The organism is Brachybacterium sp. (genome assembly GCF_036379615.1).
Taxonomy (GTDB): Bacteria; Actinomycetota; Actinomycetes; order Actinomycetales; family Dermabacteraceae; genus Brachybacterium.
This window is the reverse complement of sequence record NZ_DASVGJ010000074.1, coordinates 1-23,761: the sequence shown is the minus strand read 5'-3', so window position 1 is coordinate 23,761 and position 23,761 is coordinate 1. Positions and strand designations below refer to the sequence as shown.

Here is a 23,761-nt window from a genome sequence, read left to right as displayed (position 1 = left end):
GGATCGGCCGACGCTCTCAGGACGCGCCCCCGGCGCGGTATCCGACCCCGCGCACGGTCACCACGATCGAGGGGTTCTCAGGATCATGCTCGATCTTCGAACGCAGCCGCTGGACGTGGACGTTCACCAGGCGGGTGTCGGCGCTGTGGCGGTATCCCCACACGTCGCGCAGCAGCACGTCGCGGGTGAACACCTGCCAGGGCTTGCGGGCGAGCTGGGTGAGCAGATCGAACTCGAGCGGGGTGAGCGAGATCGGCTCCTCGCCGCGTCGCACCTCGTGCCCGTCGACGTCGATGGTGAGATCACCGATGGTGAGCTTCTCGGTGGTGGGCTCCTCGACCCGACGCACTCGGGCCTTGATCCGGGCCACCAGCTCCTCGGGCTCGAAGGGCTTGGTGAGGTAGTCGTCGGCTCCGGCCTCGAGTCCTTCGACCACGTCCGCCGTGTCGGTGCGGGCGGTGAGCATGATGATCGGGACCCCGGATTCTCGGCGCAATCGCCGGCACACCTCGATGCCGTCCATCCCGGGCAGCATGAGGTCCAGCAGCACCAGGTCGGGTCGCAGGCGCGGGAAGGTCTCCAGCGCCGAGGCGCCGTCGGGCGAGGTGGCGACCTCGTAGCCCTTGCCGCGCAGAACGATGCCGACCATCTCGGCGATCGCTTGATCGTCATCGACCACGAGGATCCGTGAAGGCGTCGTCATGGGGACATCATGCCACCGTACGGCGCCCGGACCTGGGAGGCCCGGCCGTCAGGGGTGTCCGCTCCGGCAAAGGGGCCGGAAGACGCCGGGTCTTCGACGTTCGTCGGATCGGCGCGGGGCACTCCACTCCGTACTGTCGTCACTGTCGTCACTGCATCACTGTGGTCCTCGGAGCTTCGGCCGACGTCCGGCCACCGGGCCAGGCGGCCGGGGCCCCGGATGATCATGAGGACGCGATCAGCAGGACACGGACCCGCAGGACACGACCAGCAGCACGCGATCAGCAGGAGGAACGATGAGCACGCAGTGGACCGCACCGGGGGCGACCGGACCCGGCGAGCCGTCCCCGTCGTCACCGTCCTCCGAGGACCGGACCAGCCAGGCGCACGGCGCGGACGCTCGGGCGCCGCACCAGGCCCCGCCCTCCGGTGCAGCCCCCGACGGTCCTGCGCCGAGGGGCCCCCGCCGTGAGCTGGTGCAGTCGATCCCGCTGTTCCCCCTGCGGCCGCTGGGACTGGGCGAGGTGCTGGGAGCCGCCGTGCGGATCTACCGGCTGCGGGCGCGGACCGTGCTCGGCGTCGCCGCCGCCGTCTACGGCGTCGCCTTCGTGGTCCTCACCCTCGCGACCGGGGCGAGCCTGGTCCCGATGATGGGGGACATGCAGTCGATGTTGGAGAACCCGGAGGCCACGTCCGAGGTGACCGGCCTGTCCACGGTGCGCGACGTCGTCCTGATGGTGCTGTCCTCCGCGGTGACGGTGATCGTCACGATGGTGTCCACGGCGCTGGTCACCGTGGCGCTGACCCGGGTCGCGCTGGGCGAGGCCGTCGGCCGGTCCGTCCCCGCCGAGGAGATGTGGACCACGATGCGCCGTCGCGGCCCGGCCGCCATCGGTGTCAGCCTGCTGATCGGGGTGCTGAGCATCGTGGCCTTCGTCCTGGCGTTCGGACTGGGCATGCTCCCCCTGCTCCTGGTCCAGGAGGCGTCATGGCTGACGATCGTCCCGCTGATCCTCGGCGCCGTGGTGGCCCTGCTGGCCATGCTGTGGATCTGGGCGCGCACCGTGCTCGCGATCCCGGCGCTCGTCCTGGAGGACATCGGCGTGATCAGTGCGCTGCGACGCAGCGTCGTGCTCACCCGGGGCCGTCGGCTGTGGCGGGTGCTGGGCACCTCGCTCCTGCTCTACCTGCTCTACACCGTCGCGGTCCAGATCATCGCGGGTGTGTTCAGCACGATCGCGGCCGTCCTCTACATCGCCATCCTGCTCGCGACCTCCTTCGAAGGGTTCGTGCTGGCCATGGTGGTCATGACGATCCTGATGATGGTGGGCAGCTACGCCGCGACCTTCCTGCTCGCACCGTTCCTCTCCGCCGGATTCGTGTCGATCTACGCCGATGCCCGGATGCGCCACGAGGCCTGGGACGTCGAGCTGACCCGCCAGGCGCGCGAGGCCTGGGCGGCGGACGGCGTGCGATGATCTCCGCCGCGCCCCCGCCGCAGGATCCGGACGAGGCCCGCTCCCGGATCCTCGAGGAGCTCTCGAAGCCCGAGTACGACGACTCCCCCGGTTTCATCCAGTGGCTCCTGGGCAGCATCGAACGCTGGATGATGAGCCTCCTGGACGGCATCGACGGCTCCTCCACGGCCCAGGCAGGCATCGCCGTGCTGCTGGTGCTGGTCCTGGTCGCCGTGATGCTCCTGGTGCTGCGACGCACCGGGCTGATCCGTCGCGGGCACACCCTCTCCGTCCAGTCGCAGCTCGATGCCGAGCCGGTGATCAGCGGCGAGCAGCTGCGCAGCGCCGCCCGGGACGCGATCCAGGCGGGACGCACCGACGACGGGACGGTGCTGGCGCTGCGAGCCCTGGTGCGTGATCTCGAGGAACGCACTCTGCTGGACGTGGCCGCCGGGATGACGGCGCACGAGGCGGCGTCGCGGGCGGCGGTCTCCTTCCCCGAACTGCGAGGCCGCCTCCAGCGGGGCGCCGACGCCTTCGACACCGCCGCCTACTCCCACCGTCCGGCGAGCGCCAAGCAGGCCGAGGACCTGCTGCGCCTGGCCGAGTACATCTCCGAATCCGCGCCCGACCTCTCGGACGCCGAGCACCCGGCAGAGGAGGACCCCACCCCGGCAGGGCGCGGGCCGCAGCACGGGAATGAGAACGGGACGCAGCACAGCGCGCAGCGCGGGGCCGTCCCCGGAGCTGGCGCATGAGCGTCGGACCCGCTCCCGCTGTCCCCGCCGCCCGCCCCACCGCGGGCGAGGCTGCGGGCGAGGCCGGGGCTGCCCGCAGGCATCCCTGGCTGGTGACCCTGATCGTGCTCGCGATGATCGCAGCGGTCCTCGCCTCCGTCGCCCGCGGCCTGTACCGGGACGGGCCGCTCGAGCCGGACGCCCCCACCGGGCAGGGCTCGAAGGCCGTGGTGGAGGTGTTCGGAGATCTCGAGGTCGAGGTGGACGTGGACCGGCACACCGCCGACGCCGCCCAGGCGCTGCGAGAGGGTGAGACCGTGCTGGTCACCGCCCCTTCCGAGCTCGGCGGCGAGCAGCTCGACGCACTGGCCGAGGCCCACGGGTCCGGAGACGGCACCCTGGTGCTGGTCCGGCCCGACTTCGTGACCCTGTCCTACTTCACACCGCGGATCAGCCCCGCCGGCTCGGTGCGCTCCTCCGCGCAGCTCGAGGCGGGCACCGAGTGCGGAGATCTCGCCCAGCAGGCGCGGACCCTCGAGGTCCCCGACGCGGACGAGGGCGTGTTCGGTGCCGCCACGCTGTACCGGATCGGGGAGGGCGCCGAGGGCTGCTTCCCCACCGGCGAGGGCGCCCTGGTGGCCGAGGACGACGGCGTGGTGGTGCTGGGCAGCGCGGATCTGCTCACCAATGACGGGGTGGGCCGCGCCGACAACTCGGCGCTCGTGCTCAACCTGCTCGCCGCCGACGGTCAGCTCAGCTGGTATGTCCCCTCGGCGAACGACCCGATGGCTCCCTCCTCGCAGACCCCGCTGGGGTACCTGCCGGACTGGGCGGGTCCGCTGCTGCTGTGGCTGCTGCTGGTGGCGACGCTCGCGCTGGTGGCCGTCGGCCGGCGTTTCGGGCCCGTGGTCATCGAACCCCTGCCCGTCACGGTCCGTCCCCAGGAGCTGGTGCTGGGCCGTGCCCGGCTGCTCCAGCGCGCCGAGGCCCGCGATGCGGCGGCCACCGCCCTGCGCTCCGCGGCCTCCTCCCGGCTCGCGGATCGACTGGGGCTGCGTCACGAGCCCGCGCTCGACGGTCTGCTCGCCACGCTCACCACGCATGTGGACCGCTCCCCCGAGCAGCTCCGCCAGCTGCTCGGCCCCACCCCCATCACCAGCGACAAGGACCTCGTCCAGCTCGCGCACGAGCTCGACCGTCTCGAGAAGGAGATCGACCGATGACCGACACCACCCCGGGCGCCGGCCCGCAGACCCACCCCTCACAGCCAGAGCCCGAGGTCGACGCGGGCACCCGATCCCAGCTGCAGCGGCTCTCCGCCGAGATCCACAAAGGGGTCGTCGGGCAGGACGCGGCGGTCACCAGCCTGGTGGTCGCGCTGCTCTGCCGGGGCCATGTGCTTCTCGAGGGGGTGCCCGGCGTGGCCAAGACCCTGCTGGTGCGCTCCCTGGCCGCGGCGCTCGATGTGCGGATGCGGCGCGTCCAGTTCACCCCGGACATGATGCCCGGCGACATCACCGGTTCCCTCGTCTACGACAACTCCACCAGTGACCTGGTCTTCCGCGAGGGGCCGGTGTTCACCAACCTGCTGCTGGCCGACGAGATCAACCGCACGCCCCCGAAGACGCAGTCCGCGCTGCTGGAGGCGATGGAGGAGCGGCAGGTGACCGTCGACGGCGCGAGCCGTCCCCTGCCCGATCCCTTCCTGGTGATCGCCACCCAGAACCCGATCGAGTTCGACGGCACGTACACGCTGCCCGAGGCGCAGCTGGACCGCTTCCTGCTCAAGGCCGTCATGCCCCTGCCCGAGCGGGAGGTCGAGGTCGACGTGCTGCGCCGCCATGCCGGCGGTTTCGACACCACCGATCTCACGGCGATGGGGCTGCGCGCCGTGGTGGACATCCCCTCGCTGCATCGCGCCCAGCAGGACGTCGCCCAGGTGGTGGCCGAGGATCCGGTGGTGCAGTACATCGTGGACGTGTGCCGCGCGACCCGCCGCTCCCCCAGCCTCGCCCTCGGCGTCTCCCCCCGCGGTGCGATCGCACTGCTGCGCACCGCCCGGGCCTGGGCCTACCTCACCGGGCGCGACTTCATCACCCCCGACGACGTCAAGACCATGGCCCCCTCCACCCTCTCGCACCGCGTACGGCTGACCACCGAGGCCGAGCTCGAGGGCACCCAGGTCGAGGCCGTGCTCGCCGCGACCCTCGCCTCCGTGCCGGTCCCCCGCTGAGGCGACGCCGATGAGGATCTCGCTGACCCCGCGCGCGGCCCTGGTCGCGCTGTTCGCGCTGCCGGTGATCGTGCTGTGGCCCACCTGGTGGGTGCTGCTGATCCTCGCCGCGCTGTGGACTGTGGTGGTCCTCGCCGACGCGCTGGCGGCGACGGATCCCCGGACGCTCCGGGTGCGTCGTGAGACCCCGACCCAGGTGCGACTGGGCAACACGGTCAGCGGCCGCCTGCTGCTGACCAACCCCACCTCCCGCACCGCCTCTCTCGAGGTGCGCGATGCCTGGAACCCCACCGCAGGCCTCGCCGAGCAGCGCAGCACCCTCCGCCTGCCCGCGCAGGAGCGGCGCGCCATCGCCCAGTCCTTCACCCCGACGCGGCGCGGCGAGCACCGCTCCCGGGAGCTGCTGATCGCCTCCCGCGGGCCGTGGGGGCTCGCCCGGCGCACGGCCCGGGCCACCGCTCCGGGACCGCTCCTGGCCCTGCACCCCTTCGGCGCTCGCCGCCACCTGCCCTCCCGGGTGCAGCGGCTGCGGGAGATCGAGGGGCTCGCCTCGATCCATCAGCGCGGCCAGGGCACCGAGTTCGACTCCCTGCGTGACTTCGTGGACGGCGACGACGTGCGTTCGATCGACTGGCGCGCGACGGCTCGGCGTCGCAGCGTGGTGGTCCGCACCTGGCGCCCCGAGCGCGACCGGCACGTGCTGATCGTGGTGGACACCTCCCGCACCTCGGCCGGCCGCCTCGGGGAGGCGACGCGGCTGGATGCCGCCTTCGATGCCGCCCTGCTGCTCACGGCACTGGCCGGTCAGGCCGGGGACCGGGTGGACCTGGTGTGCGTGGACCGCATCCCCCACGTCTCGGTGCTCGGCTCGACCCGCACCAAGGTGCTGCACGACATGGTCGCCGCCACCGCCGCGGTGGACCCGGCGCTGGTGGAGACCGATTGGGAGCTCACGGCGAGCACGATCGCCGAGCGCACCCGGCGTGGCTCCCTGGTCGTGCTGATCACCCCTGTCGAGTCCTCGGTGATCGACTCCGGGCTGCTGCCGGTGGCGGCCCGTCTGGCCAAGGACCACCCGCTGGTCGTCGCCTCCGTCTCCGATCCCGCCCTCGAGGAGCTCGCGGCCGGTCGCGGCGATCTCGAGGCCGTCTACCGTGCGGCGGCGGCCGAGCAGGCGCGCGCGGAGAGGACAGGCGTCTCGCAGGCTCTCGAACGGGTCGGCGCCCATGTGGTCGACGCCCCGCCGGAGCGTGCGCCGCAGGCCCTCGCCGATGCCTATCTGGCGCTCAAGGCCGCCGGGCGGCTGTGACGATGCAGGCCTCCTGCGCGCAGATCATCAGCGTCCTCGAGGAGCACCGCGAGCTGCTCACCGGGGCCTGGGCGACGTGACCGCGGAGCACGGGCCGCCGCACGGTGACTTCCGCCGGTGCTGCGGATCGGGCACCTGTTCGGGCTCGGGTCACGGGCGCCTCGCCAGGACGCGGAAGGTGTGCCAGTGCTTCGGGCCGCTGAAGGATCGCCCCTCGCGCTCCTCCTCTGTCAGCTCGAGCACCTCGAGGCCGTCGAGCAGCGACTCGACCTCGTCCCGGGAGAGATAGGTGCCCTCGGTCCCCGCCCAGTCGTCCCGCTCCCCGAAGAGGTCGACGGCGAGGATCCCCTGCGGTCGCAGTGCGCCGAGCACGGCCCGCCAGAGCCGGTCGAAGGCATCACGCCGGATGAACGGCATGGAGGCGCAGGCGAGGATCAGATCGGCGTCGGGCAGGGCGCGGATCTCGGCGAGGTCGACATGCCGGGGATGCACGGGCAGCTCGGCGGCCAGCGCCTCCAGCGCCTCGCTCACGCTCGGATCCGCATCATAGGCGTGGACCTCGTAGCCGTTCTCGGCGAGGTGGCGAGCCTCGATCCCGAGGCCGCATCCCAGGTCCACCGCGATGCAAGCTCTCGTCGCGGGACCGCCCCGAGCCACGGTGCGGGGCGGTTCCACCGGTCCGCATGCCGCCTCGACACCGGCGACTGCGAGAGGCCGCACCGCGCGCCCTGCCTGCGCGGCGTTGTAGGTGGAGAAGTCCCGGTCGGCGCTGCGGCTCTGCATGGCACCGAGCGTAGCGGCGCCCGCTCCCGCCCGGCGCGCCGGGTCCCCGCCGCTCAGCCGGCGGTGGCCACGCGCGAGCCGACCAGTTCCTCGGAGAGGTCCCCGGACACACCCGCGTGGTGCACCTGTCGACCGCGCCCGAGCATGAACACCAGGAAGGCGAGCCAGGCGAGGGCGCCGATGGCGATCCTCACCGCGGGCGGCAGCGAGCTCGGGGTCACGAAGCCCTCGATGAACCCGGAGACCAGCAGCACCGGCACCAGGCCGATCGCGACGGTGACCAGGGAACGGGCCGCCCGGGACAGGGCCCACAGCCGGGGCACCGGCCCGGGACGCACCCACGCCCAGAAGGTGCGCAGCCCGGCCCCGGCCCCCACCAGCACCGAGGTGATCTCCAGCAGCCCGTGCGGGAGGATGTAGACGAAGAACGTGCCGAGCCCGCCGTGGGCTCCCATCACTCCGGCCGAGAGGCCGATGTTCAGTCCGTTCTGGACCAGCATGATCACCGGCCAGATCCCGGTGACCCCGAAGACCACCGCCTGCACCGTGATCCAGGCGTTGTTCGTCCACACCTGCGCGGCGAAGCCCGAGGCCTCACCCTGGAAGTAGTAGCTGACGAAATCGCGCTGGACCAGCATGCGCTGCTGCGCCTCGGGGACCACGAGCCCCCGCGCGGTCTCGTCCAGGCCGAAGTACAGCCCCGAGGCCAGCGTCGCCAGCAGGAAGATCCCGGAGGCCAGCGCCACCGCCCAGCGGGACTCGTAGAGCGCGGCGGGCAGATCCTCCCAGAAGAAGGTGCGGGCGTGCTTCCACAGCGGGGTGCGAGCACCGGTGATGCGCAGTCGTGCCCGGTGCACCAGCAGGGAGAGCCGTGAGACCAGCGCCGGATCCGGGTTCGTGGAGCGGACTGTGGAGAGGTGGGTGGAGGTCTGCTGGTAGAGGGCGAGCAGCTCGTCGACACCGGCCGCATCGAGGGAGCGGCTCCGGGTCAGATCCCGGAGTCGGTCCCACTGCGGTCGGTGCACGGCGATGAAGGCGTCTGTGTCCACGACCTCAGGGTAGGGTCCCGCGCGCCGCGGGACGGCCGACGAAAGTCGGACCCCGCGCCGTCGGAAGCCGACGCTCGATGCTCACCCGGGAGACGCTCCGGTGCCAGGATGGGGTCATGGCATCCATGGGCACGGCCGCAGCGGCTTCCTCCCCTCGCGACCGCGACGCCCTCATCACGGGTGATGCGGTGCTCCTGGATCTGCGCACCGCCTCCTTCGCCGTGCGCATGGTGTCCGCCGCGATCGACGGCGTGATCCAGCTGGCGCTGCTCGTGGGAGGCTCGGTCGCCGTGGCCTGGGCGGCGGCGCGGTCGGATCTCGACGACGGCTTCGTCGCCGCCGCGATCGTGCTGATGTCCGTGCTCGCCTACGTCGCCTACCCGGTGCTGTGCGAGCTGCTGCTGAGCGGCCGCTCCGTGGGCCGCCTGGTGATGGGGACGCGTGTGGTGCGCGACGACGGCGGACCCGTGCACGTGCGACAGAGCCTGCTGCGCGCGGTGATGGCGATGCTCGAGATCTGGTCCACCTCCGGGGCGATCGCCCTGACCTGCTCGGTGATCGATCGCCGGTCCCGACGGGTGGGCGATCTGCTGGCGGGCACCATGGTGATCCAGGAGCGCATGCGCAGCCTCAGCCCGCAGCGCCGCGAGGTGCCGCCGGAGCTGCGGGAGTGGGTGCTGGGAGCGGACGTCGGCCGCCTGCCGCTGACCCTGATGCAGGACATCCGCTCGTTCCTGCCGCGCGCGACGAGCATCAATCCCGAGTCCCGCCGCCAGCTCTCGCGCGACCTGCTGCGGCGCACCCTTCCCCATGTCGCACCGGCGCCGCCCCCCGGCACCGATCCCGAGGCCTTCCTCACGGCGGTGATCGCCGAGCGCTCACGCCGGGACGAGGTCCGGCTGCGCCGCCGTCAGCAGCGACAGCAGGAGCTGGCGGCAGAGGTCCGCACGGTCCCCTTCACGGCCTGACCGGAGCACGTGCCGCCTCCGAGGGCGAGTCCCGTCGGCGTTCGCCGCACGCCGCCGCTCAAGAGGTCAAGGTCCCTCCGGAGCGCAGTGTCCCTCCGGAGGGCGAGGTCGCTCCCGGTCAGGGCGCCGACGGCGCCTCGTGCTGGCCCGCGATGAGCACCGGGATACCACCATCGACGGGATGCACGCGGGCACAGCCGGTGCACTGCATCGCGCGGTCGACGTCCCTCAGCTCGCCGCCGCAGTCCGGGCAGCGCAGGATCGCGCGGACCCATCCGGGGACGTCCGCACCGCTCGCCCCGGAGGGCAGGGAGATGTCCGTGGTGGTCGCTGTGGCGGGAGCACCGCCGGCGCCGGCCTGTTCGGTCTCCGCAGCGCCGCTCTCGTCCTGCACGATGTCCTCGTTCTGCACGGTCGCGAGGATCTGGTCCCGGATCCGGAGCATCGACTCCTCCTGCTCCGCTTCGACGTTCAGGCGCAGCAGCGGTTCGGTGTGCGAGGAGCGCAGGGAGAACCACCAGCGGTCCTCCGCCGGGAGCTCCCCGTCCCAGTGCACCGCGGTGAGTCCATCGAGATCATCAGTGCACACCCCGGGCCGGGACGCGATGTGCGAACGGACCCGTTCGCGAGCGGCCTCGGCATCCGTCACCCGGAGGTTGATCTCACCGCTGGCGTGGTACGGGGAGTGCGTCGCGACCAGCCCCGAGGCGGGACCGTCGCTCTCGACGAGAGCGGACAGCACATGCAGCGCCGCGAGCATGCCGGAGTCCGCGAAGAAGAAATCCCGGAAGTAGTAGTGGGCGGAGTGCTCGCCGCCGAACACCGCGTCCCGCTCCGCCATGATGGTCTTGATCCGGGCATGACCGACGGGGGTGCGCACGAACTCCCCTCCGGCCGCACGGACGGTCTCGGCGACGTGGCGGGAGGAGACCAGGTTCGCGACGGCGACAGGCTGCTCCTCGCCGGCGGCGCGAGCCCGGGCGATCTCGCGTCGGGCGATCAGCGCCGTGATCGCCGAGGGCGGGACCGCCGTCCCGTGCTCGTCTAGCACGACGCACCGGTCGGCGTCGCCGTCGAAGGCGAGTCCCAGGTCTGCGCCCTCGCCGAGCACCGCCTCCTGCAGATCGCGGAGGTTCTCCGGGCGCAGCGGATCGGCCGGGTGATGGGGGAAGCTGCCGTCGAGCGTGAAGTGGAGGTCGATCAGCTCGACCTGCGGCAGCCCGCCGAACACGGCCGGAGCGGTATGCCCGGCCATCCCGCTGCCCGCGTCCACGACCACCCGGATCCTGCGACCCTCTGGCAGGGGCGCCAGGTCACGCAGCGCCGCGGCGTAGCCGTCGAGCGTCTCGATCCCCTCGGCACGACCCTCGCCGTGCACCGGGATCTCTCCCGCAGCGAGGTAGGCCTCGGTGGCGTGCCGGACCTCCTCCAGGCCCGTCTCCCGCCCCACCGGGCGCGCGCCCGGCAGGCACAGCTTGAATCCGTTGTCCGCCCCAGGGTTGTGGGAGGCGGTGACCATCACGCCGGCGGCATGGTGCTGCCCCGAGGCGAAGTACAGCTGATCGGTCGAGGACAGCCCCGCATCGGCGACGATCGCGCCACGGCGCACCGCGCCCTCGATCACGGCCCGGGAGAGCTCCGGGGAGCTGAGCCGCATGTCATGGGCGATGATCATCGCCGGCGCGTCCAGGTGGTCCGCGAAGGCGGCACCGAGCGCCCGGGCGACCTCGGCCGTCAGCTCCACTCCTGCGCGACCGCGCACGTCATTGGCCAGGAAGAGGGCGGAGAGGTCGGGACGACCGGGCCCGGTGGCGGGCTGCGTCACGGACTGCTCAGTCATGGGTGCTCCTGACGACGTGGAGGTGACGGGCGGGCGAGGAGTCCTCCTCGCCGCCGGGGCGGGTGTCGCGGATCCTGCGCGAGGAGCGGGCATCCCCGGCGGGCAGGTCCGAGGCGGGCCCCGAGGCACCTCCCGTGCTCGTCGACTCGACGGCTGCGGAGCGGGGGCTCACGGCATCGGCGAGCGCGACCAGATCATCGCTGACCTGCTCCCCGCCGGCGACCCGCAGCAGCTCCCAGCCGCGCGGCGGAGTCATCCGGGAGGCATGCTCGCGGCAGAGGTCGTAGGCGTGCGGCTCGCTGTGGCGGGACAGCGGCCCCAGCACCGCGGTGGAGTCCTCGTACACGAAGGTCAGCGAGCTGACAGCGGGCCTGGAGCAGGCGGTCCGGGAGCATTCTCGAGCAGGCACGCCCCGCAGTCTACGCAGGCACCGGGCGTCCCGGCCGACGGCGCGCCCCGTGCACACCGCGGACCCGGCACCGTCTCGCTGCGGGCACTGAGCAGGGGGCGGATAGAGTGCGGCCATGGACGTCCAGCCGTTGCGCCCCGGAGCGCCGGGCCCGCGCCAGGGCCCTCCCCGCCGCGACCGCCGCGGACGCGGCCGTCGATGGGAGCTGATCCCACCGCACCTGCCCGGATATCGCACCCGCCGCGAACGGTTCGACGATCTCGTGGCCGATGCCGGGGCCGCCCTCGCCGAGCGGTTCCCTCGCCGTCTCGCCCACCTCCAGGTCATGGTCGAGGAGGTGCCCCCGACAGACCCCGCGCCGTGGGAGGAGGCGACGGTGCTGCTCGGTCGCGTGATCCCGCCCTCGCGCGAGCATCCTGCGCGGGTGATCGTCTACCGGCGTCCCCTGCAGACCCGCTGCGCGAACGAGGACGATCTGGAGACGCTGGTGCGTCAGGTGCTGTCCGAGCAGATCGGGTCCCTGCTGAACATCGCGCCGGAGGACGTCGACCCGGACGCGTGGGACGGCTGAGCTCCTCGATCGGCGCACGACCGCCAGCAGCCCGCAGCCCGCAGCGCGCGCACGCCGGCCCACAGTCCACAATTCGCAGTCAGTCGGCGCGCCGCACCGTGACGGACTCCTGACCTCCGCTGTCGGTCAGCACCGGCATGGAGGAGATCAGAGAACGGGTGCTGCCGTCGCTCTGTCGCTGGATCCAGCTCGCATGCACCGCGCCGGGGACGTCCGGCACCAGGGTGAGCCCGGCGGCGGACTCCCCGTCGACCTCCAACTGTCGGGACGAGAGCGACGTGGTCGCTCCCGCGGTGACCTCGACCTCGAGGGGTTCCCCGGCCGCACCGTCCTCGGCGATCGGGATCACCGTGACCGCCGAATCCTCCGTACCGGTCAGGGTGAGCTCGCCCGCGGTGCCCTGGGCAGGAAGCGCGGTGAGGCCATGTGTGCCGAGCGCCGGGGCAGGGGAGGTGAGGGCGAAGTCCATCGGGGTGCCGATGGTGTCACCGGGCAGGTCCCCGCCGGCCCGGCTGCTGCGGGTGACGGCGCTGATCGGGTCCTCGGCCGTGACGGTCACCGAGTAGGTGCCCTCGGGCAGGTCGTCGACGGGGACGCGCACCACGGTCCCGGCGGGCACGTCGATCCCTTCGACCGCAGCATCCTGGATCGGACCGTCAGGTCCGGCCACCTCGAGCGAGGCGGTCGTGTCGCCGCCGTGAGGGTTGGCGAGCACCACCGTGGGGGCGGCCTCGGTGACGTCCACCCCGGGCATGACCAGTTCATCGGCCACGACGGGCAGCGGGGACAGGATCTCGGCGCCGCCCGGGGTGAGGCCGTCGCGCTCGGTGGCCTGGACATGCATGGTCAGCGGCGAGCCGAGCACGGAGACGCCCACGCCCACGGCCTCCTGGCCCGGGACCACCGATTCCAGCAGCACCCGCTGCTCCTCCCCCGGTGCGACGACCACCTGGCTGCGTCCCTCCATGGAGGCCGGGCCGTCCTCGGACCACAGCTGGACCGAGGCGGTGGCGGGGCGCTCGGTCGGATTGCGCAGCACCAGCACGGCGCTGTCCCCGCTCTCCGTGGAGACGCCCAGGAAGGTGGCGTCGGTGGTCGGCTCCGCACAGCGCGTCAGCGACAGGGAGCGGAAGTCGCCGGAGCCGGTGAGGGTGCTCTGGAGCGAGTCGGTGACGGGACGGCCACCCTCGGAGGTCGCGCCGGTCACGTGGGGCGCGTCCTCGACGTCCTCGAGCCCCACCACGGAGACGCCCAGGTCGCGGGAGGCGGGGTCGTCCGCGAGGGCGGACCCGTCGGCGCCGTCGACCACGATCGACGGCGCACGGACGGAGCCGTCCTCCTCCTGCAGGGTCGAGGAGCCGCTGACGGTGCCGAACAGGAGCGAGGACGCGGGTTCGACCGCCACGGTGCGCAGGGTCACGGAGCTGGTCGGCGGGGTGACGGCGAGCTCGCTGTCCGGTCCGCCCTCGAGCACCTCCTCGGGCAGCTCCAGCGGACCGTGGCACCAGCGCGTGCTCGCTCCCGGCTGTGACTCGGCGGCGGCGCGCTCGACCGGAACGGGAGCGGGGGCCGGGGTGGTGCTCAGGGCACCGAGGGCGAGGACGAGCGGGACCAGCGAGGCCAGCGCGAACAGCGAACGCTGGGCGATCGGCCGGTGCCGGGGCCGGGGCGACTCGCCGTGGGCGGGGTGCTCAGCCATACATCTCCTCCACCGTGCGGGACCGGACTCGCCACGGGAGCGAGATCACGAGGGTCAGCGCGGTCGCGGAGTACAGCACCAGCTGCCAGAGCAGCGTGAGCGGCTGGTCGCGGCGCACGTCCACCTCTCCTCCTGCTCCGGCCGGGACCTCGAACCCCTGGGCCCAGCCCGCGACCTCGACGGGCTGCAGCTCGTCGCCGTCCAGGGTGGCCCGCCACCGGGTGTCATAGCGCTCGGCGAGGACCACCGTGCGGGCCTCGTCCTCGGCCGGCAGCAGGCCCGTGGCCTCGACGGCGCCGCTGTCCAGCGCGACAGGCTCGGCGCCGCCGACGACGACCGCACGGGGCATGGCGTCGATGACCCGCCACATCCCGCCCTGCGCGCCCTCGGTGACCTTCTCGAGCTCCGTGGAGGCATCCAGGCTCCCCCGCAGCCCGGCCTGGGCCTCGAGGTCCCCGCGCACGATCACGTAGGAGACCGCGAGTTCCGAGACCGCGCGGCGGTCCGACTCGTCACCGCCGGACGCGCCCGCGGACGAGAGCAGCCCCGCCACGGCCTCGCGCAATGCCTCGGAGCCGGCATCGGCATCCACCGGCCGGCCCGCGGAGACGGTGTCGACGTCACGGGCGTCCGCGATCACCGCGTGCTGGATCACGGTGTCACCGCCGTGGACGACCAGCCGTGCCTCCACCGCACCGTCCTCCTGCTGGGTGAGCACGAGCACCCGCGAGCGCGCATCGGTGCGGCCCTGGTCTGCTGCGGCGGCGGGGACCTCACCGGCCTCGGCCCGGTCCAGACGGAGCTGGCCGGGCAGCAGCACGATCCACCCCGCGACCGAGACGAGGCAGGCGGCGGCCACGACGGCGCCGATCGTCGCCACGGCCAGGCGACGCAGGCGGCCGTCGCGGACCTCGCGACGGGCGAGGGCGTCGAAGGTCGCCGCGGCGCCGACGGCCAGGGACAGCAGCACCCCGCTGAGCAGTCCGTGCAGCCAGGGGGTGACCAGCTGGTCCCCGTCGACGCCGGTCCAGGTCGAGCGTGCCAGCAGCACCGCCAGCACTCCCGTGGCCGCCAGCAGGAGGCCGAAGCGGCCCACCCGTCCGGCCGCTCCCGGCAGCACGGGCGCGACGAGGGCGGCGAGCACGACGGGGGCGACGGGCAGCAGCGGAAGCAGGGCTGCGGCGGTCCCGCCCACCAGGGGGGCGAGCATCGACTGGATGCCCGGGGCGACGGGCCACAGCGTCAGCAGATCGGTGCTCGTGGCGGTCAGCGCCGTGGGCGGGACCCCGGCCACCGCGAGCAGTGTGCCGGGCTGGCCGATGTAGGTGGGCAGATAAGGGGCATGCAGCGCGAGGGACGGCAGCAGGACCCACAGCAGTCGGCGCCGGCGGCCAGGCGCCGCGACCGCGATCATCACCAGCGCCACTGCGCACAGCAGGACCATGACCGGCTGCACGGCACCGATGACCAGCAGCAGGAGGCCGCCGGCGGCCGCGGCGGAGATGCTGGCCTGGGAGACCTTGTGGGGAAGTCCGACGGCCCGGCCGATGGCGAGGGCGAGCAGCGGCAGCAGCAGATGCACCAGCATCAGCGGCCAGGCCCCGACGGTGAGGGCGGTCAGCAGCGAGGGCGAGAGGGTCCAGACGCTCGCGATCACCAGCCGGGCGCCGACTGCTCTGGTCAGCGCGCCGGAGGCCCACCAGGCGAACAGGGAGCTCGCGGGGACGGCGGCGAACACGAGGATCTCGATCGGCAGCTGCCCGCCGACGGGGAGGTGCCCCAGCAGCCGCGCCAGCGCATCGCCGGGACCCCGCTCCCCCAATCCCCCGGGGATCCAGGTCGACCAGGCGGCGGCCCAGAGATCCGCCCGCTCCTCGGGGAGGGTGCGCAGCGCCGGGCCCACCAGCTCGCCGCGACCGAACAGCCCGCGCAGGGCGAACAGGCCGAAGACCGTCGCAGCCAGTGCGACCACCACGGTCCACACGATGTGGCGGCCGTAGTCGGCATCCTCGAGACCGTGCCGGGTCCCGGCGATGCCCCAGGTGGTGCGGCGGATCTGGCGCCGTCGGTCGTCGTCGCCGAAGTTCCTGGTCCAGGCGTCGTCCGCCCAGCGCCTCAGCCCTTCACCGCGCGGGACGTACAGCGGGGCCAGGCGCCCGCGCGGCACCCGCGCATGACGGCGCTCCCGCAGTCCCCGGGCGAGCACCCGATGCATCCGCGGCAGCACGCCGGCCGCGGCGCGCAGCTCCATCATGGCCATGCGCGGGGCGGAGCCGGCGACCGCTGCGAGCATGCGCACCAGGGTCACCAGCGGCAGCAGCATGAGGGTCAGCAGGGCGTGGGGCAGGGAGCGCTGCTTGAGCAGCACCAGCAGCTGTCCGGTGCGCTGTTCGCGGAGCCGTTCGAGCAGGGGCCTCGTGGGGTGGGGGTGCAGCACGCGGGCTGCGGCCTGCACCGCGACCCTCTCCCCCGAGCGCCAGATGCGACGGCACAGGTCGATCTCCGCCCAGGGGGCAGGCAGGTCGGGGTCGAGACCGCCGATCTCCCGGAGGGTCTGCTCCCGCACGAGCAGGCCCGGGAGCGGGACCGCGAGCACGTCGTGGCGCCAGTCCGCCTGTCCCTGGTCGATCTCACCGGGGTCGACACCGGTGATGATCTGTCCGCCGTGGGTCAGGGTGAGCCCGACGTCGACGAGCGCATCCGCGCCGTCCACGCTCCACTGCTGCGGCTCCTCGGCCTCCGCATGGCGCACCCGCTTGGCGCCGACCGCGGCCGTGTTGGGAGAGACCTCGGTGATCTCCAGCTGGCGGGCGAGAGCGTCGGGTGCGGGCGGCGCGCCGTCGAGGACGAACCAGAGCCAGGGCTCCCCCGCGGTGCCGTCCGCTGCGCCGACCCGTCGGCCCGAGCGGTAGCGCCGCCCGCGCAGGCGCAGCGGGATCCTGGCGAGGTCCTCCGCGCGCTGGGTCCGCTCGCGCTCGACGGCGGCGCTGTCGACCCGGCGGGCCCGCCGGCCCCCGCGGCGGGCGGGCTGCGGCTCCCCGTCGGGAGATCCCTCGGCCGCTGACCGCTCGGTCGGGCCGGCCGTGTCGGAGGTGCCCTCCGCATCGGCGGAGTCGTCCTCTCCCGTGACGGTGTCCGCTGCCGGGGCGCGCGAGGAGAGCACTTCGAGCGTCTCACGGATCGCACCGGCCCGGCTCAGGGAGGAGGAGACCGGGAGCAGCCGGTCGATCGTGCCGGCGGCGAGATCGGCCTCCAGGCTCTCGCGCACCTCTGCCGGGAGGTCGGAAGGGGCGATGACCAGCACCTCGTCCGGGCGGCGGATCTGCGACGAGAGCGCCTCACGGAGGGCGTTGTGGGTAGGCGCTGTCGTCGCCCCGCTCAGCAGGGCGACCGCGATGATGTGACGGTCGCTCACCGGGGAAGGATGTCAGACCACCCGGCGCTTGAGCTTGCGACGCTCGCGCTCGGAGAGGCCGCCCCAGATGCCGAAGCGCTCGTCGTTCTCGAGGGCATACTCCAGGCACTCCGCGCGCACCTCGCAGGAGACGCACACCTTCTTGGCCTCGCGGGTGGAGCCGCCCTTCTCCGGGAAGAACGCCTCCGGGTCGGTCTGCGCGCACAGGGCGCGCTCCTGCCATGTCAGCTCAGCATCGTCGGAGTCCTGCCCGGAGATGTCGAGCAGGGACAGCTCTGCACGCGCGTCGTCGTCGACACGATCCTCGTCCATCGCCACCACTCCTTCCACTGCTGCGTCGTCCTCTTGCGTCGACCACCGAAGGCCCGTCGGGGCCTAAAGTACACCGGTGTAGTTATGGTCCGTCAAGCGGCGTCGGCGCGTCGCCTTGCATGCCGTCACCGAATCACAGTCCCGGGAGGCCCTCGTGTCCACATCTCGCCACCCTGCGCAGGTCACCGCGGTCTCCGGCCCGGTCGTCCCGGAAAGCGGCGTCCGGGTGCTCCCGGTGTCCGGCCTCGGTGAGATCCGGGAGGGCGACGACCTGGTCGCGGAGCTGGCCGCGGCGCTGGTCCCGCTCTCCCCCCGCCCTGGCGACGTCCTGTGCGTCTCGACGAAGATCGTCTCCAAAGCGCTCGGACTGCGGGTCCCCGCCGAGGAGCGGGAGCGGGCGATCGCCGAGGCCGCCGTCCGCACGGTCGCTCGGCGCCTGCACACCCACGTGGTTACCTCCGTGGTGCAGATCCCCTCCGGGCCGATCATGGCCGCCGCCGGCGTCGACTCCTCGAACGCGCCGGACGGCCCGCTGCTGCTGCCCGAGGACCCTGACGCCTGCGCCCGCACTGTGCGCGAGGGACTGCTGGCCGCCCTCGGGGTGGAGCTCGGAGTGGTGCTGACCGATACCTCCTCGCGCATCTGGCGGGTGGGGGTGGGTGACATCGCGCTCGGCGCCGCGGGGGTCGCCTCGCTCCAGGACCTGCGCGGCGGGACCGATGCCGACGGCCGCCCTCTCTCCGTCACCGTCCGGAACCTCGCCGACGAGCTCGCGGCCGCGGCGGACCTCGTCAAGGGGAAGTCCAGCGGTGTCCCGGCGGCACTGGTGCGCGGTGTGCCGGAGGCGACCGGGCAGGACATCGCCGCCCGCGAGCTCTCCCGTACGGGCCCGGAGGACTGGTTCCGACGCCCCAGCCTGGAGTCCGTGTGGGTGGCGCTCGGGCTCGCCCCGGAGCAGGAGCCCGTCGCCCGGATGTCGCCGGAGCCCGCCGCGGAGCGGATCTCACGGGCGCTCGCGGTCGCGGCCGTGCCCCGCGACGCCGGGCGACCGTCGACGGCAGTGGCCCGCGTGAGCACACCGGAGGGACCGCGCCCGCATATCGTGGTCCACGCGGTGGGAGCCACGGCCGACGCCCTGATCGATGCGGCGACCCTCGCCGAGAGGATCCGCACAGCTCTCGGGGCGGAGTCGCTCGGCGTCCCGCTGCCGGAGATCACGCTCGAGATCGTCCACACCATCTCCGAGGAGGAGCAGCCATGAGCACCGACCCGGCCCCGCTGACCGATACCGGCACGCGTCTGCTGCAGGCGCTGGAGCGGACCGGCCCGCGACCCGTGCTCGCCTGGTACGGGGAGTCGGCGCGGATCGAGCTGTCCGGACACGTGCTGGCCAACTGGGTGATCAAGACGATCGGGCACCTGCACGACGAGATCGCCCTGGAGCCTGGAGACGCCGTGTTCGTGGACCTCGCGCCCCACTGGAAGCGCCTCGCCCTCGTGCTCGCGGCCCGCTCCCTGGGGGCCGAGGTCACGGTGCATGAGCGCACCGGCGGCGCCCCTGCCGACGACCCGGCGGCACCCGGAGCGGACCAGGAACCGTCAGTGGTGATCACGGACCGTCCGGGCTCCGCGCTCGCGCAGTCGGCCGACGAGGTGCTCGCCCTCGAAGCCGTCTCGCTCGCTCCCCGCTGGCCCGGTGCGCTGCCGCCGCTGGTCCACGACTGGCTCGCCGAGGTGCGCGGCAGCTCGGATCGGCTCGGCATCGAGCTTCCGGACTGGAGCGGACCGGCCCCGCAGGTGCCGCCCGTGACGCCGGAGGTCGCCGCCGGACCGGGTGAGGCGGTGCCGGACCGGGCAGTGCCGGACCGGATCGTGCCACGGGATGATGCCGGCCCGCCGCGGCTGCTCGTGGACGGGGACGGGCTGAGCGCGCTCCCGCATGTTCTCGGCACGCTCCTGGCAGGCGGCGGGATCGTCTGCCCCGCAGCGGCCGTCACCGCGCGAGCGGCCCAGGAGGAGGGCGTGACCGCGCGAGGCTGAGGCCGGGCGGGCCGGAGGCCGAACGAGGCTGCGGCCGCGCGACGACGGAGCCGCGACGGGGCGAGGCCGACCCGCGCGACAGACGACCCCTGCTTCAGACGGGCTGCGCACCAGCAGGCGCGCGCCGTCAGCTGGCGCGCAGCGTCGAGACCGCCTGCTTCGGATCACCGTCGAAGATCGTCCGGCCCTTGCGCAGCACGACGATGCGGGTGCACAGCTTCTCGAGCATCTCCAGCTCGTGGGAGACCACGATCATGGTGCGCCCGGCCTTCTGCAGCTCCCGGATGCGCTCGAGGCACTTCTTCTGGAACGGCTCGTCGCCCACGGAGAGGATCTCGTCGACCAGGAAGATATCCGGCTCGGTGTGCACCGCGACGGCGAACGCCAGGCGCAGGAACATGCCCGAGCTGTAGTACTTCACATCCGTGTCGATGAACTCCTCGATCTCGCTGAAGGCGACGATGTCGTCGAACTTCGCGTCGATCTGCTCCTGGGACATGCCGAGGATCGCACCGTTGAGGTAGACGTTCTCGCGCCCGGAGAGATCAGGGTGGAAGCCTGCGCCGACCTCGATCAGGCCGGCGACCCGGCCGCGCAGCAGCACCCGCCCCTCGTCGGGGTAGAGCACGCCGGAGATCGTCTTCAGCAGCGTCGACTTCCCGGAACCGTTGAAGCCGATCAGGCCTACCGTCTCTCCCGCGTGCACGGTGAGGTCTACGTCCTCGAGCGCGAGGAAGGTGTCGGCGAGCTTCTTGCGCTGCAGGGCCGAGAACACCAGCTCCTTGAGCGAGTGGTCATGGCGCAGCGAGAACTGCTTGGTGATGTGCTCGATGCGCACCATCTCGCGGTCGGTGGGGACCGCAGCGGATTCGGGCACGGAGTCGATGTTCGGGCTCATGATCGCGCTCCCCTCACATTTCCTGGGCGAAGCGTCGCTTGGAGCGCTCGAACACGACGGTGCCCAGCACGAACACGGCCAGGGCGATCAGCATTCCGGCCCACCACAGGCCGAAGGGCTCGCCCGGGGTCGCGAGGGTCTCGCTGCCGGGGACTCCCGAGGCGATCTCGTCCACGACGGGCTTCGAGTAGCGCCAGAAGGCGACGTGGAACAGCTCCACGACGATGGTCAGAGGATTGAGCTGGTAGAGCCACCACCACACGGTCCCGTCGATCGAGCGCTGCACCATGTCGATCCGGTAGAGCACCGGGGAGAGCCAGGTGGCGACCATGACGATGAGGTCCACGAAGTTCTCCACGTCGCGGAAAGCAGCATTCAGCGATGCGGTGAGCATGCCCAGCCCCATCGTGAAGATCAGCAGGATCAGCATGCCGAGGCCGAAGGCGATGACCGCCGTGGTCGAGGGAAGCCATCCGAACAGCAGCGCTCCGACCAGCAGCACCACCAGCTGCGGCAGGAAGTGGACCAGCGCCACGATCATGCTCGACCAGGGGAACAGCTCGCTGGGCAGATAGATCTTGGAGACCAGTGCCTGGTTGCCGGTGATCGATCGGGTCGCGTTGCCGAACACCTCTCCGAAGAGGTTCACGACGACGATCCCGCTGAAGAGATAGACCGCGTACGCCGGGGTTCCCTTGTTCAGCTCGAGGAACACACCCATCGCGATGTAGAACACGAGGAACTGCACGGCAGGCTTGACGTAGCTCCACACCATCCCCAGCGCGCTGCCGCGGTAGCGCACCCGCAGCTCCTTGCGCACCAGCAGGCGCAGCAGGAAGCTCTCCTTGACGGGGTTCAGCCAGCCGGCATCCTGCCCGGGAGCGCGCCAGCCCTCGGCCTGCTCCGCGCGGGAGGGCAGCTGCGCCGAGCGACCGTATCCGGCAGCGCTCACGCTGCGGAGCCTCCGCGACCGGGTCCCGAGGCCTCCGCACCGTCCGCGAGGGCATCCCCCGGACGCACCGGGGCGGGGTTCGCCGCGAACGTGCGCTCCCACGCCTCGAAGGAGGTGATCTGCTCAGCGGCCGCGCGGTACTGGTCGCGCAGAGAGTTCCACTGGGTCAGCAGCGCGGTGTGGGTCCTGAGGGTCTCGGCGAGCATCCGGCGCACCTTCTCGGGATCACGCTTGTACCAGGCGGCCTTGGTGCCCTCCGCATTGGAGACCACGGCGCTGTCGAATCGGCTCAGCCGCCACCACTTCGCGTCCTGGTGGGGGATCTCCGCCTGCGGATGCCGCCGGGAGAGCTCGGTCGCCGGGGCCGCGAGCTGGCGCAGCATCATCTTCACCGTCCATGCCGGCAGCAGGGCCCGGTGGGGGGCCCTGACCTCCCGGCCCTTGCGCGGAGGCTTCTCCATATGGATCCGGGGGAACGACTCCGCACCCTCCCGGGTGGTGGAGTCGTCGTACTCCGCGACCATCGCGCGGAGCTCGGGCAGGGTCGTGGAGATCTCGTCGTGGAGGTAGCCGGGCCCTCTCAGCACATCCGCCTGCGCCTTCAGGCGCGCGCTCTCCGTGTAGTACTGCATCGAGATGAGGTGCTTGATGTCGATCGACTGGGACTCCGTCAGCACGCCGCCCCCGCGCTCGTAGTGCGAGTGCAGCAGCGCGGTGATGAGACGGTTCCGCTCGTGGAAGTAGACCTGCCAGTCCAGGGCGTCGTTCTTGTCTGCCCAGGTCACGTGCCACACAGCCGCGCCGGGGAGGGAGACGGTCGGGTATCCGTGCCGGCGAGCGCGCAGCCCGTACTCGGTGTCGTCCCACTTGATGAACACGGGCAGGCTCAACCCGATCGCCCGGACGGTCTCCGTGGGGATCAGGCAGGTCCACCAGCCGTTGTAGTCCACATCGGTCCGGCGGTGCAGCCACGGCGTCGAGCGCAGAGGGCTCTGGGCGAAATCGTGCTGCATCTCCGGCGCGGAGGTCGGGAGGGAGGGCTGGATGACCCACGGGTCCACGATCTCGCCGAAGGCGTGCAGCACCGAGCGGTTGTTCAGATCGAACATGTGCGCGCCGACCAGGGTGGGGCGCGTGGCGAAGTCCGCGAAGGTCACCATCCTGATGAGCGACTCCGGCTCGATGACGATGTCGTCGTCGCAGTTGATGACGTACGTCGAGGTGCCTCCGGTGGACGCCTCGTACATGCCTCGGGAGAAGCCGCCGGAGCCGCCGATGTTGCCCTGCTCGATGATCTGCAGCTGAGAGCCCATCTCCTCGCGCAGGGGATCGACGGCATCGGGGTGATCGTTCAGGCGGTCCGAGCCCTGGTCGATGACGTACATGACATCCAGCAGCTCTCGGAGCCCCGGATCCGCGGCGACGGTGCGGATGTTCTCCAGGCAGTACTCGACCTTGTTCATCGTGGTCATCCCGATGGAGAAGCTTCCCTCGGTGCGGGCGAGATCGGCATCGGCCGTCCACTCCGCCCCGAGGATGGTGAAGTCCTCGTTGCCCGCGTAGGCGTCGAACCAGTACCAGCCGCCGTCGCCGAAGGCCGTCAGCGGCAGGTCCACGACCTGCGTGCCGTCGGTCGTGACGTCGAGAGAGGTATGACGCTGCAAGCTGCCGCGGGCGGTGGAGCGCATGACGATCAGCTGGCCCCTGCCGACGGTGCGCACTGTCAGGCGGATCGCGCGCACCGGGGTCCAGCGCCGCCAGTAGCTCGCGGGGAAGGCGTTGAAGTACGTGCCGAAGGACCGCATCGAATGGGCCGGGATCGGCACGGCGTGCCGCTCGCTGAGCTCGTTCACGTCGACCCGGGCCTGCGCCCCCTTGCGCTCGACGACCTGGTCGTCGCCTCCGCCGGAGGCCCCGGCCTCGCCGCGCAGACCGAAGGACTTCCCGGAGACCGCGGAGCGGGTCTCCTCGGCCTCGATGTAGAGCGGGACGATGTCCGGCGAGACCTCCGCCGGGAGGATCAGACGCTGCAGCACCCGCTGCCGGGCCTCCTGTGCAGGCGCGGACGTGCTCGGCTGAGCGTCGGTGGCGGTGGAGTTCATGGGTGGTAATGCTCCTCGTCGGCGTGGATGGGTTCTCGCGCCCTCGCGGGGCGACGGAACCTCTCAGGCCCTCAGCAGGTCGGTCAGCTTGTTGTCAGCCATGGACAGGGCGGAGCCGATCGCCATGTGCATGTCCAGGTACTGGTAGGTGCCCAGGCGCCCGCCGAACAGGGTACGCGGCTCTCCGTCGGCGAGCTCTCGGTACGCCAGCACGCGCTCACGGTCACGGCCGGAGTTGATCGGGTAGTACGGCTCGTCCCCGGACTCGGCGAAGCGGGAGAACTC

At 72.3% G+C, this 23,761-nt stretch carries 21 protein-coding genes; 9 read left to right on the top strand and 12 right to left on the bottom strand.

The annotated features are described in order from the left end of the window. Positions 1-16: 16 nt before the first annotated feature. On the bottom strand, positions 17-703 hold the full coding sequence (mtrA, locus tag VF289_RS17705; RefSeq protein ID WP_330885471.1) for an MtrAB system response regulator MtrA: 687 nt from the start codon (positions 701-703) through the stop codon (positions 17-19). 295 nt (positions 704-998) lie between these two features. On the opposite strand from mtrA, the gene VF289_RS17700 reads away from it, so the two are divergent. The 5 genes from VF289_RS17700 to VF289_RS17680 are packed head-to-tail and all read left to right on the top strand — an operon-like array spanning position 999 to position 6,438. After that, positions 999-2,180, top strand: coding sequence for a glycerophosphoryl diester phosphodiesterase membrane domain-containing protein (locus tag VF289_RS17700; protein WP_330885469.1), 1,182 nt, complete (start codon positions 999-1,001; stop codon positions 2,178-2,180). Continuing rightward, positions 2,177-2,917: a DUF4129 domain-containing protein gene (locus VF289_RS17695; protein WP_330885467.1), complete on the top strand. Its 741-nt coding sequence runs from the start codon at positions 2,177-2,179 to the stop codon at positions 2,915-2,917. Before VF289_RS17700 ends, VF289_RS17695 begins: the two co-directional genes overlap by 4 nt. Beyond that, positions 2,914-4,119 (top strand): DUF4350 domain-containing protein, encoded by a 1,206-nt coding sequence (locus VF289_RS17690; protein ID WP_330885465.1) that lies wholly within the window; start codon positions 2,914-2,916, stop codon positions 4,117-4,119. Before VF289_RS17695 ends, VF289_RS17690 begins: the two co-directional genes overlap by 4 nt. Then, positions 4,116-5,129: a MoxR family ATPase gene (locus VF289_RS17685; protein ID WP_330885463.1), complete on the top strand. Its 1,014-nt coding sequence runs from the start codon at positions 4,116-4,118 to the stop codon at positions 5,127-5,129. Before VF289_RS17690 ends, VF289_RS17685 begins: the two co-directional genes overlap by 4 nt. A gap of 10 nt (positions 5,130-5,139) precedes the next feature. Beyond that, the gene (locus tag VF289_RS17680; protein ID WP_330885462.1) at positions 5,140-6,438 is read left to right on the top strand and encodes a DUF58 domain-containing protein; all 1,299 of its coding nucleotides are present in this window, start codon (positions 5,140-5,142) and stop codon (positions 6,436-6,438) included. Between the two features lie 150 nt (positions 6,439-6,588). On the opposite strand, the gene VF289_RS17675 is transcribed toward VF289_RS17680, so the two are convergent. Both VF289_RS17675 and VF289_RS17670 read right to left on the bottom strand, forming a co-directional pair. Continuing rightward, positions 6,589-7,221: a class I SAM-dependent methyltransferase gene (locus VF289_RS17675; RefSeq protein WP_330885460.1), complete on the bottom strand. Its 633-nt coding sequence runs from the start codon at positions 7,219-7,221 to the stop codon at positions 6,589-6,591. Between the two features lie 53 nt (positions 7,222-7,274). After that, a complete protein-coding gene (locus VF289_RS17670; protein WP_330885458.1) occupies positions 7,275-8,270 on the bottom strand; it encodes a stage II sporulation protein M in 996 nt (331 codons plus the stop codon). Positions 8,271-8,386: 116 nt separating this feature from the next. On the opposite strand from VF289_RS17670, the gene VF289_RS17665 reads away from it, so the two are divergent. Continuing rightward, the gene (locus VF289_RS17665) at positions 8,387-9,238 is read left to right on the top strand and encodes an RDD family protein (RefSeq protein WP_330885456.1); all 852 of its coding nucleotides are present in this window, start codon (positions 8,387-8,389) and stop codon (positions 9,236-9,238) included. 118 nt (positions 9,239-9,356) lie between these two features. On the opposite strand, the gene VF289_RS17660 is transcribed toward VF289_RS17665, so the two are convergent. Both VF289_RS17660 and VF289_RS17655 read right to left on the bottom strand, forming a co-directional pair. Continuing rightward, positions 9,357-11,078 carry a phosphomannomutase/phosphoglucomutase gene (locus VF289_RS17660; RefSeq protein WP_330885454.1) on the bottom strand — a complete coding sequence of 574 codons (1,722 nt, stop codon included), beginning with the start codon at positions 11,076-11,078 and terminating at the stop codon, positions 9,357-9,359. Further along, the gene (locus tag VF289_RS17655; RefSeq protein ID WP_414644523.1) at positions 11,071-11,487 is read right to left on the bottom strand and encodes a DUF3499 domain-containing protein; all 417 of its coding nucleotides are present in this window, start codon (positions 11,485-11,487) and stop codon (positions 11,071-11,073) included. Before VF289_RS17655 ends, VF289_RS17660 begins: the two co-directional genes overlap by 8 nt. Before the next feature lie 115 nt (positions 11,488-11,602). Here VF289_RS17655 and VF289_RS17650 point away from each other — a divergent pair, with 115 nt between their 5' ends. Next, complete coding sequence (locus VF289_RS17650) at positions 11,603-12,058, top strand: metallopeptidase family protein (protein WP_330885452.1); 456 nt, start codon at positions 11,603-11,605, stop codon at positions 12,056-12,058. 79 nt (positions 12,059-12,137) lie between these two features. On the opposite strand, the gene VF289_RS17645 is transcribed toward VF289_RS17650, so the two are convergent. Genes VF289_RS17645 through VF289_RS17635 form a run of 3 tightly spaced genes read right to left on the bottom strand, consistent with a single transcriptional unit; the run spans position 12,138 to position 17,484 of the window. Then, positions 12,138-13,757 (bottom strand): DUF5719 family protein, encoded by a 1,620-nt coding sequence (locus tag VF289_RS17645; protein ID WP_330885450.1) that lies wholly within the window; start codon positions 13,755-13,757, stop codon positions 12,138-12,140. Then, the gene (locus VF289_RS17640) at positions 13,750-17,172 is read right to left on the bottom strand and encodes a hypothetical protein (RefSeq protein WP_330885448.1); all 3,423 of its coding nucleotides are present in this window, start codon (positions 17,170-17,172) and stop codon (positions 13,750-13,752) included. The genes VF289_RS17645 and VF289_RS17640 overlap by 8 nt, the downstream gene beginning before the upstream one ends. 12 nt (positions 17,173-17,184) lie before the next feature. After that, positions 17,185-17,484, bottom strand: coding sequence for a WhiB family transcriptional regulator (locus tag VF289_RS17635; RefSeq protein WP_330885447.1), 300 nt, complete (start codon positions 17,482-17,484; stop codon positions 17,185-17,187). 154 nt (positions 17,485-17,638) lie between these two features. On the opposite strand from VF289_RS17635, the gene cofE reads away from it, so the two are divergent. After that, positions 17,639-18,745, top strand: a complete 1,107-nt coding sequence (cofE, locus tag VF289_RS17630) for a coenzyme F420-0:L-glutamate ligase (RefSeq protein ID WP_330885445.1) — start codon at positions 17,639-17,641, stop codon at positions 18,743-18,745. Then, entirely contained in the window at positions 18,742-19,524 is a 783-nt protein-coding gene (locus VF289_RS17625; protein WP_330885443.1) for a TIGR03089 family protein, read from the top strand. Before cofE ends, VF289_RS17625 begins: the two co-directional genes overlap by 4 nt. A gap of 127 nt (positions 19,525-19,651) precedes the next feature. On the opposite strand, the gene VF289_RS17620 is transcribed toward VF289_RS17625, so the two are convergent. The 4 genes from VF289_RS17620 to VF289_RS17605 all read right to left on the bottom strand — a co-directional run. Further along, positions 19,652-20,422, bottom strand: a complete 771-nt coding sequence (locus VF289_RS17620) for an ABC transporter ATP-binding protein (RefSeq protein WP_330885441.1) — start codon at positions 20,420-20,422, stop codon at positions 19,652-19,654. A gap of 13 nt (positions 20,423-20,435) precedes the next feature. Further along, on the bottom strand, positions 20,436-21,374 hold the full coding sequence (locus VF289_RS17615) for an ABC transporter permease (RefSeq protein ID WP_330885440.1): 939 nt from the start codon (positions 21,372-21,374) through the stop codon (positions 20,436-20,438). Beyond that, positions 21,371-23,476 (bottom strand): glycosyltransferase, encoded by a 2,106-nt coding sequence (locus VF289_RS17610; RefSeq protein ID WP_330885438.1) that lies wholly within the window; start codon positions 23,474-23,476, stop codon positions 21,371-21,373. The genes VF289_RS17615 and VF289_RS17610 overlap by 4 nt, the downstream gene beginning before the upstream one ends. A 63-nt stretch (positions 23,477-23,539) precedes the next feature. Beyond that, a partial coding sequence (locus VF289_RS17605; RefSeq protein WP_330885436.1) for a UDP-galactopyranose mutase occupies positions 23,540-23,761 on the bottom strand: 222 nt, incomplete at its 5' end.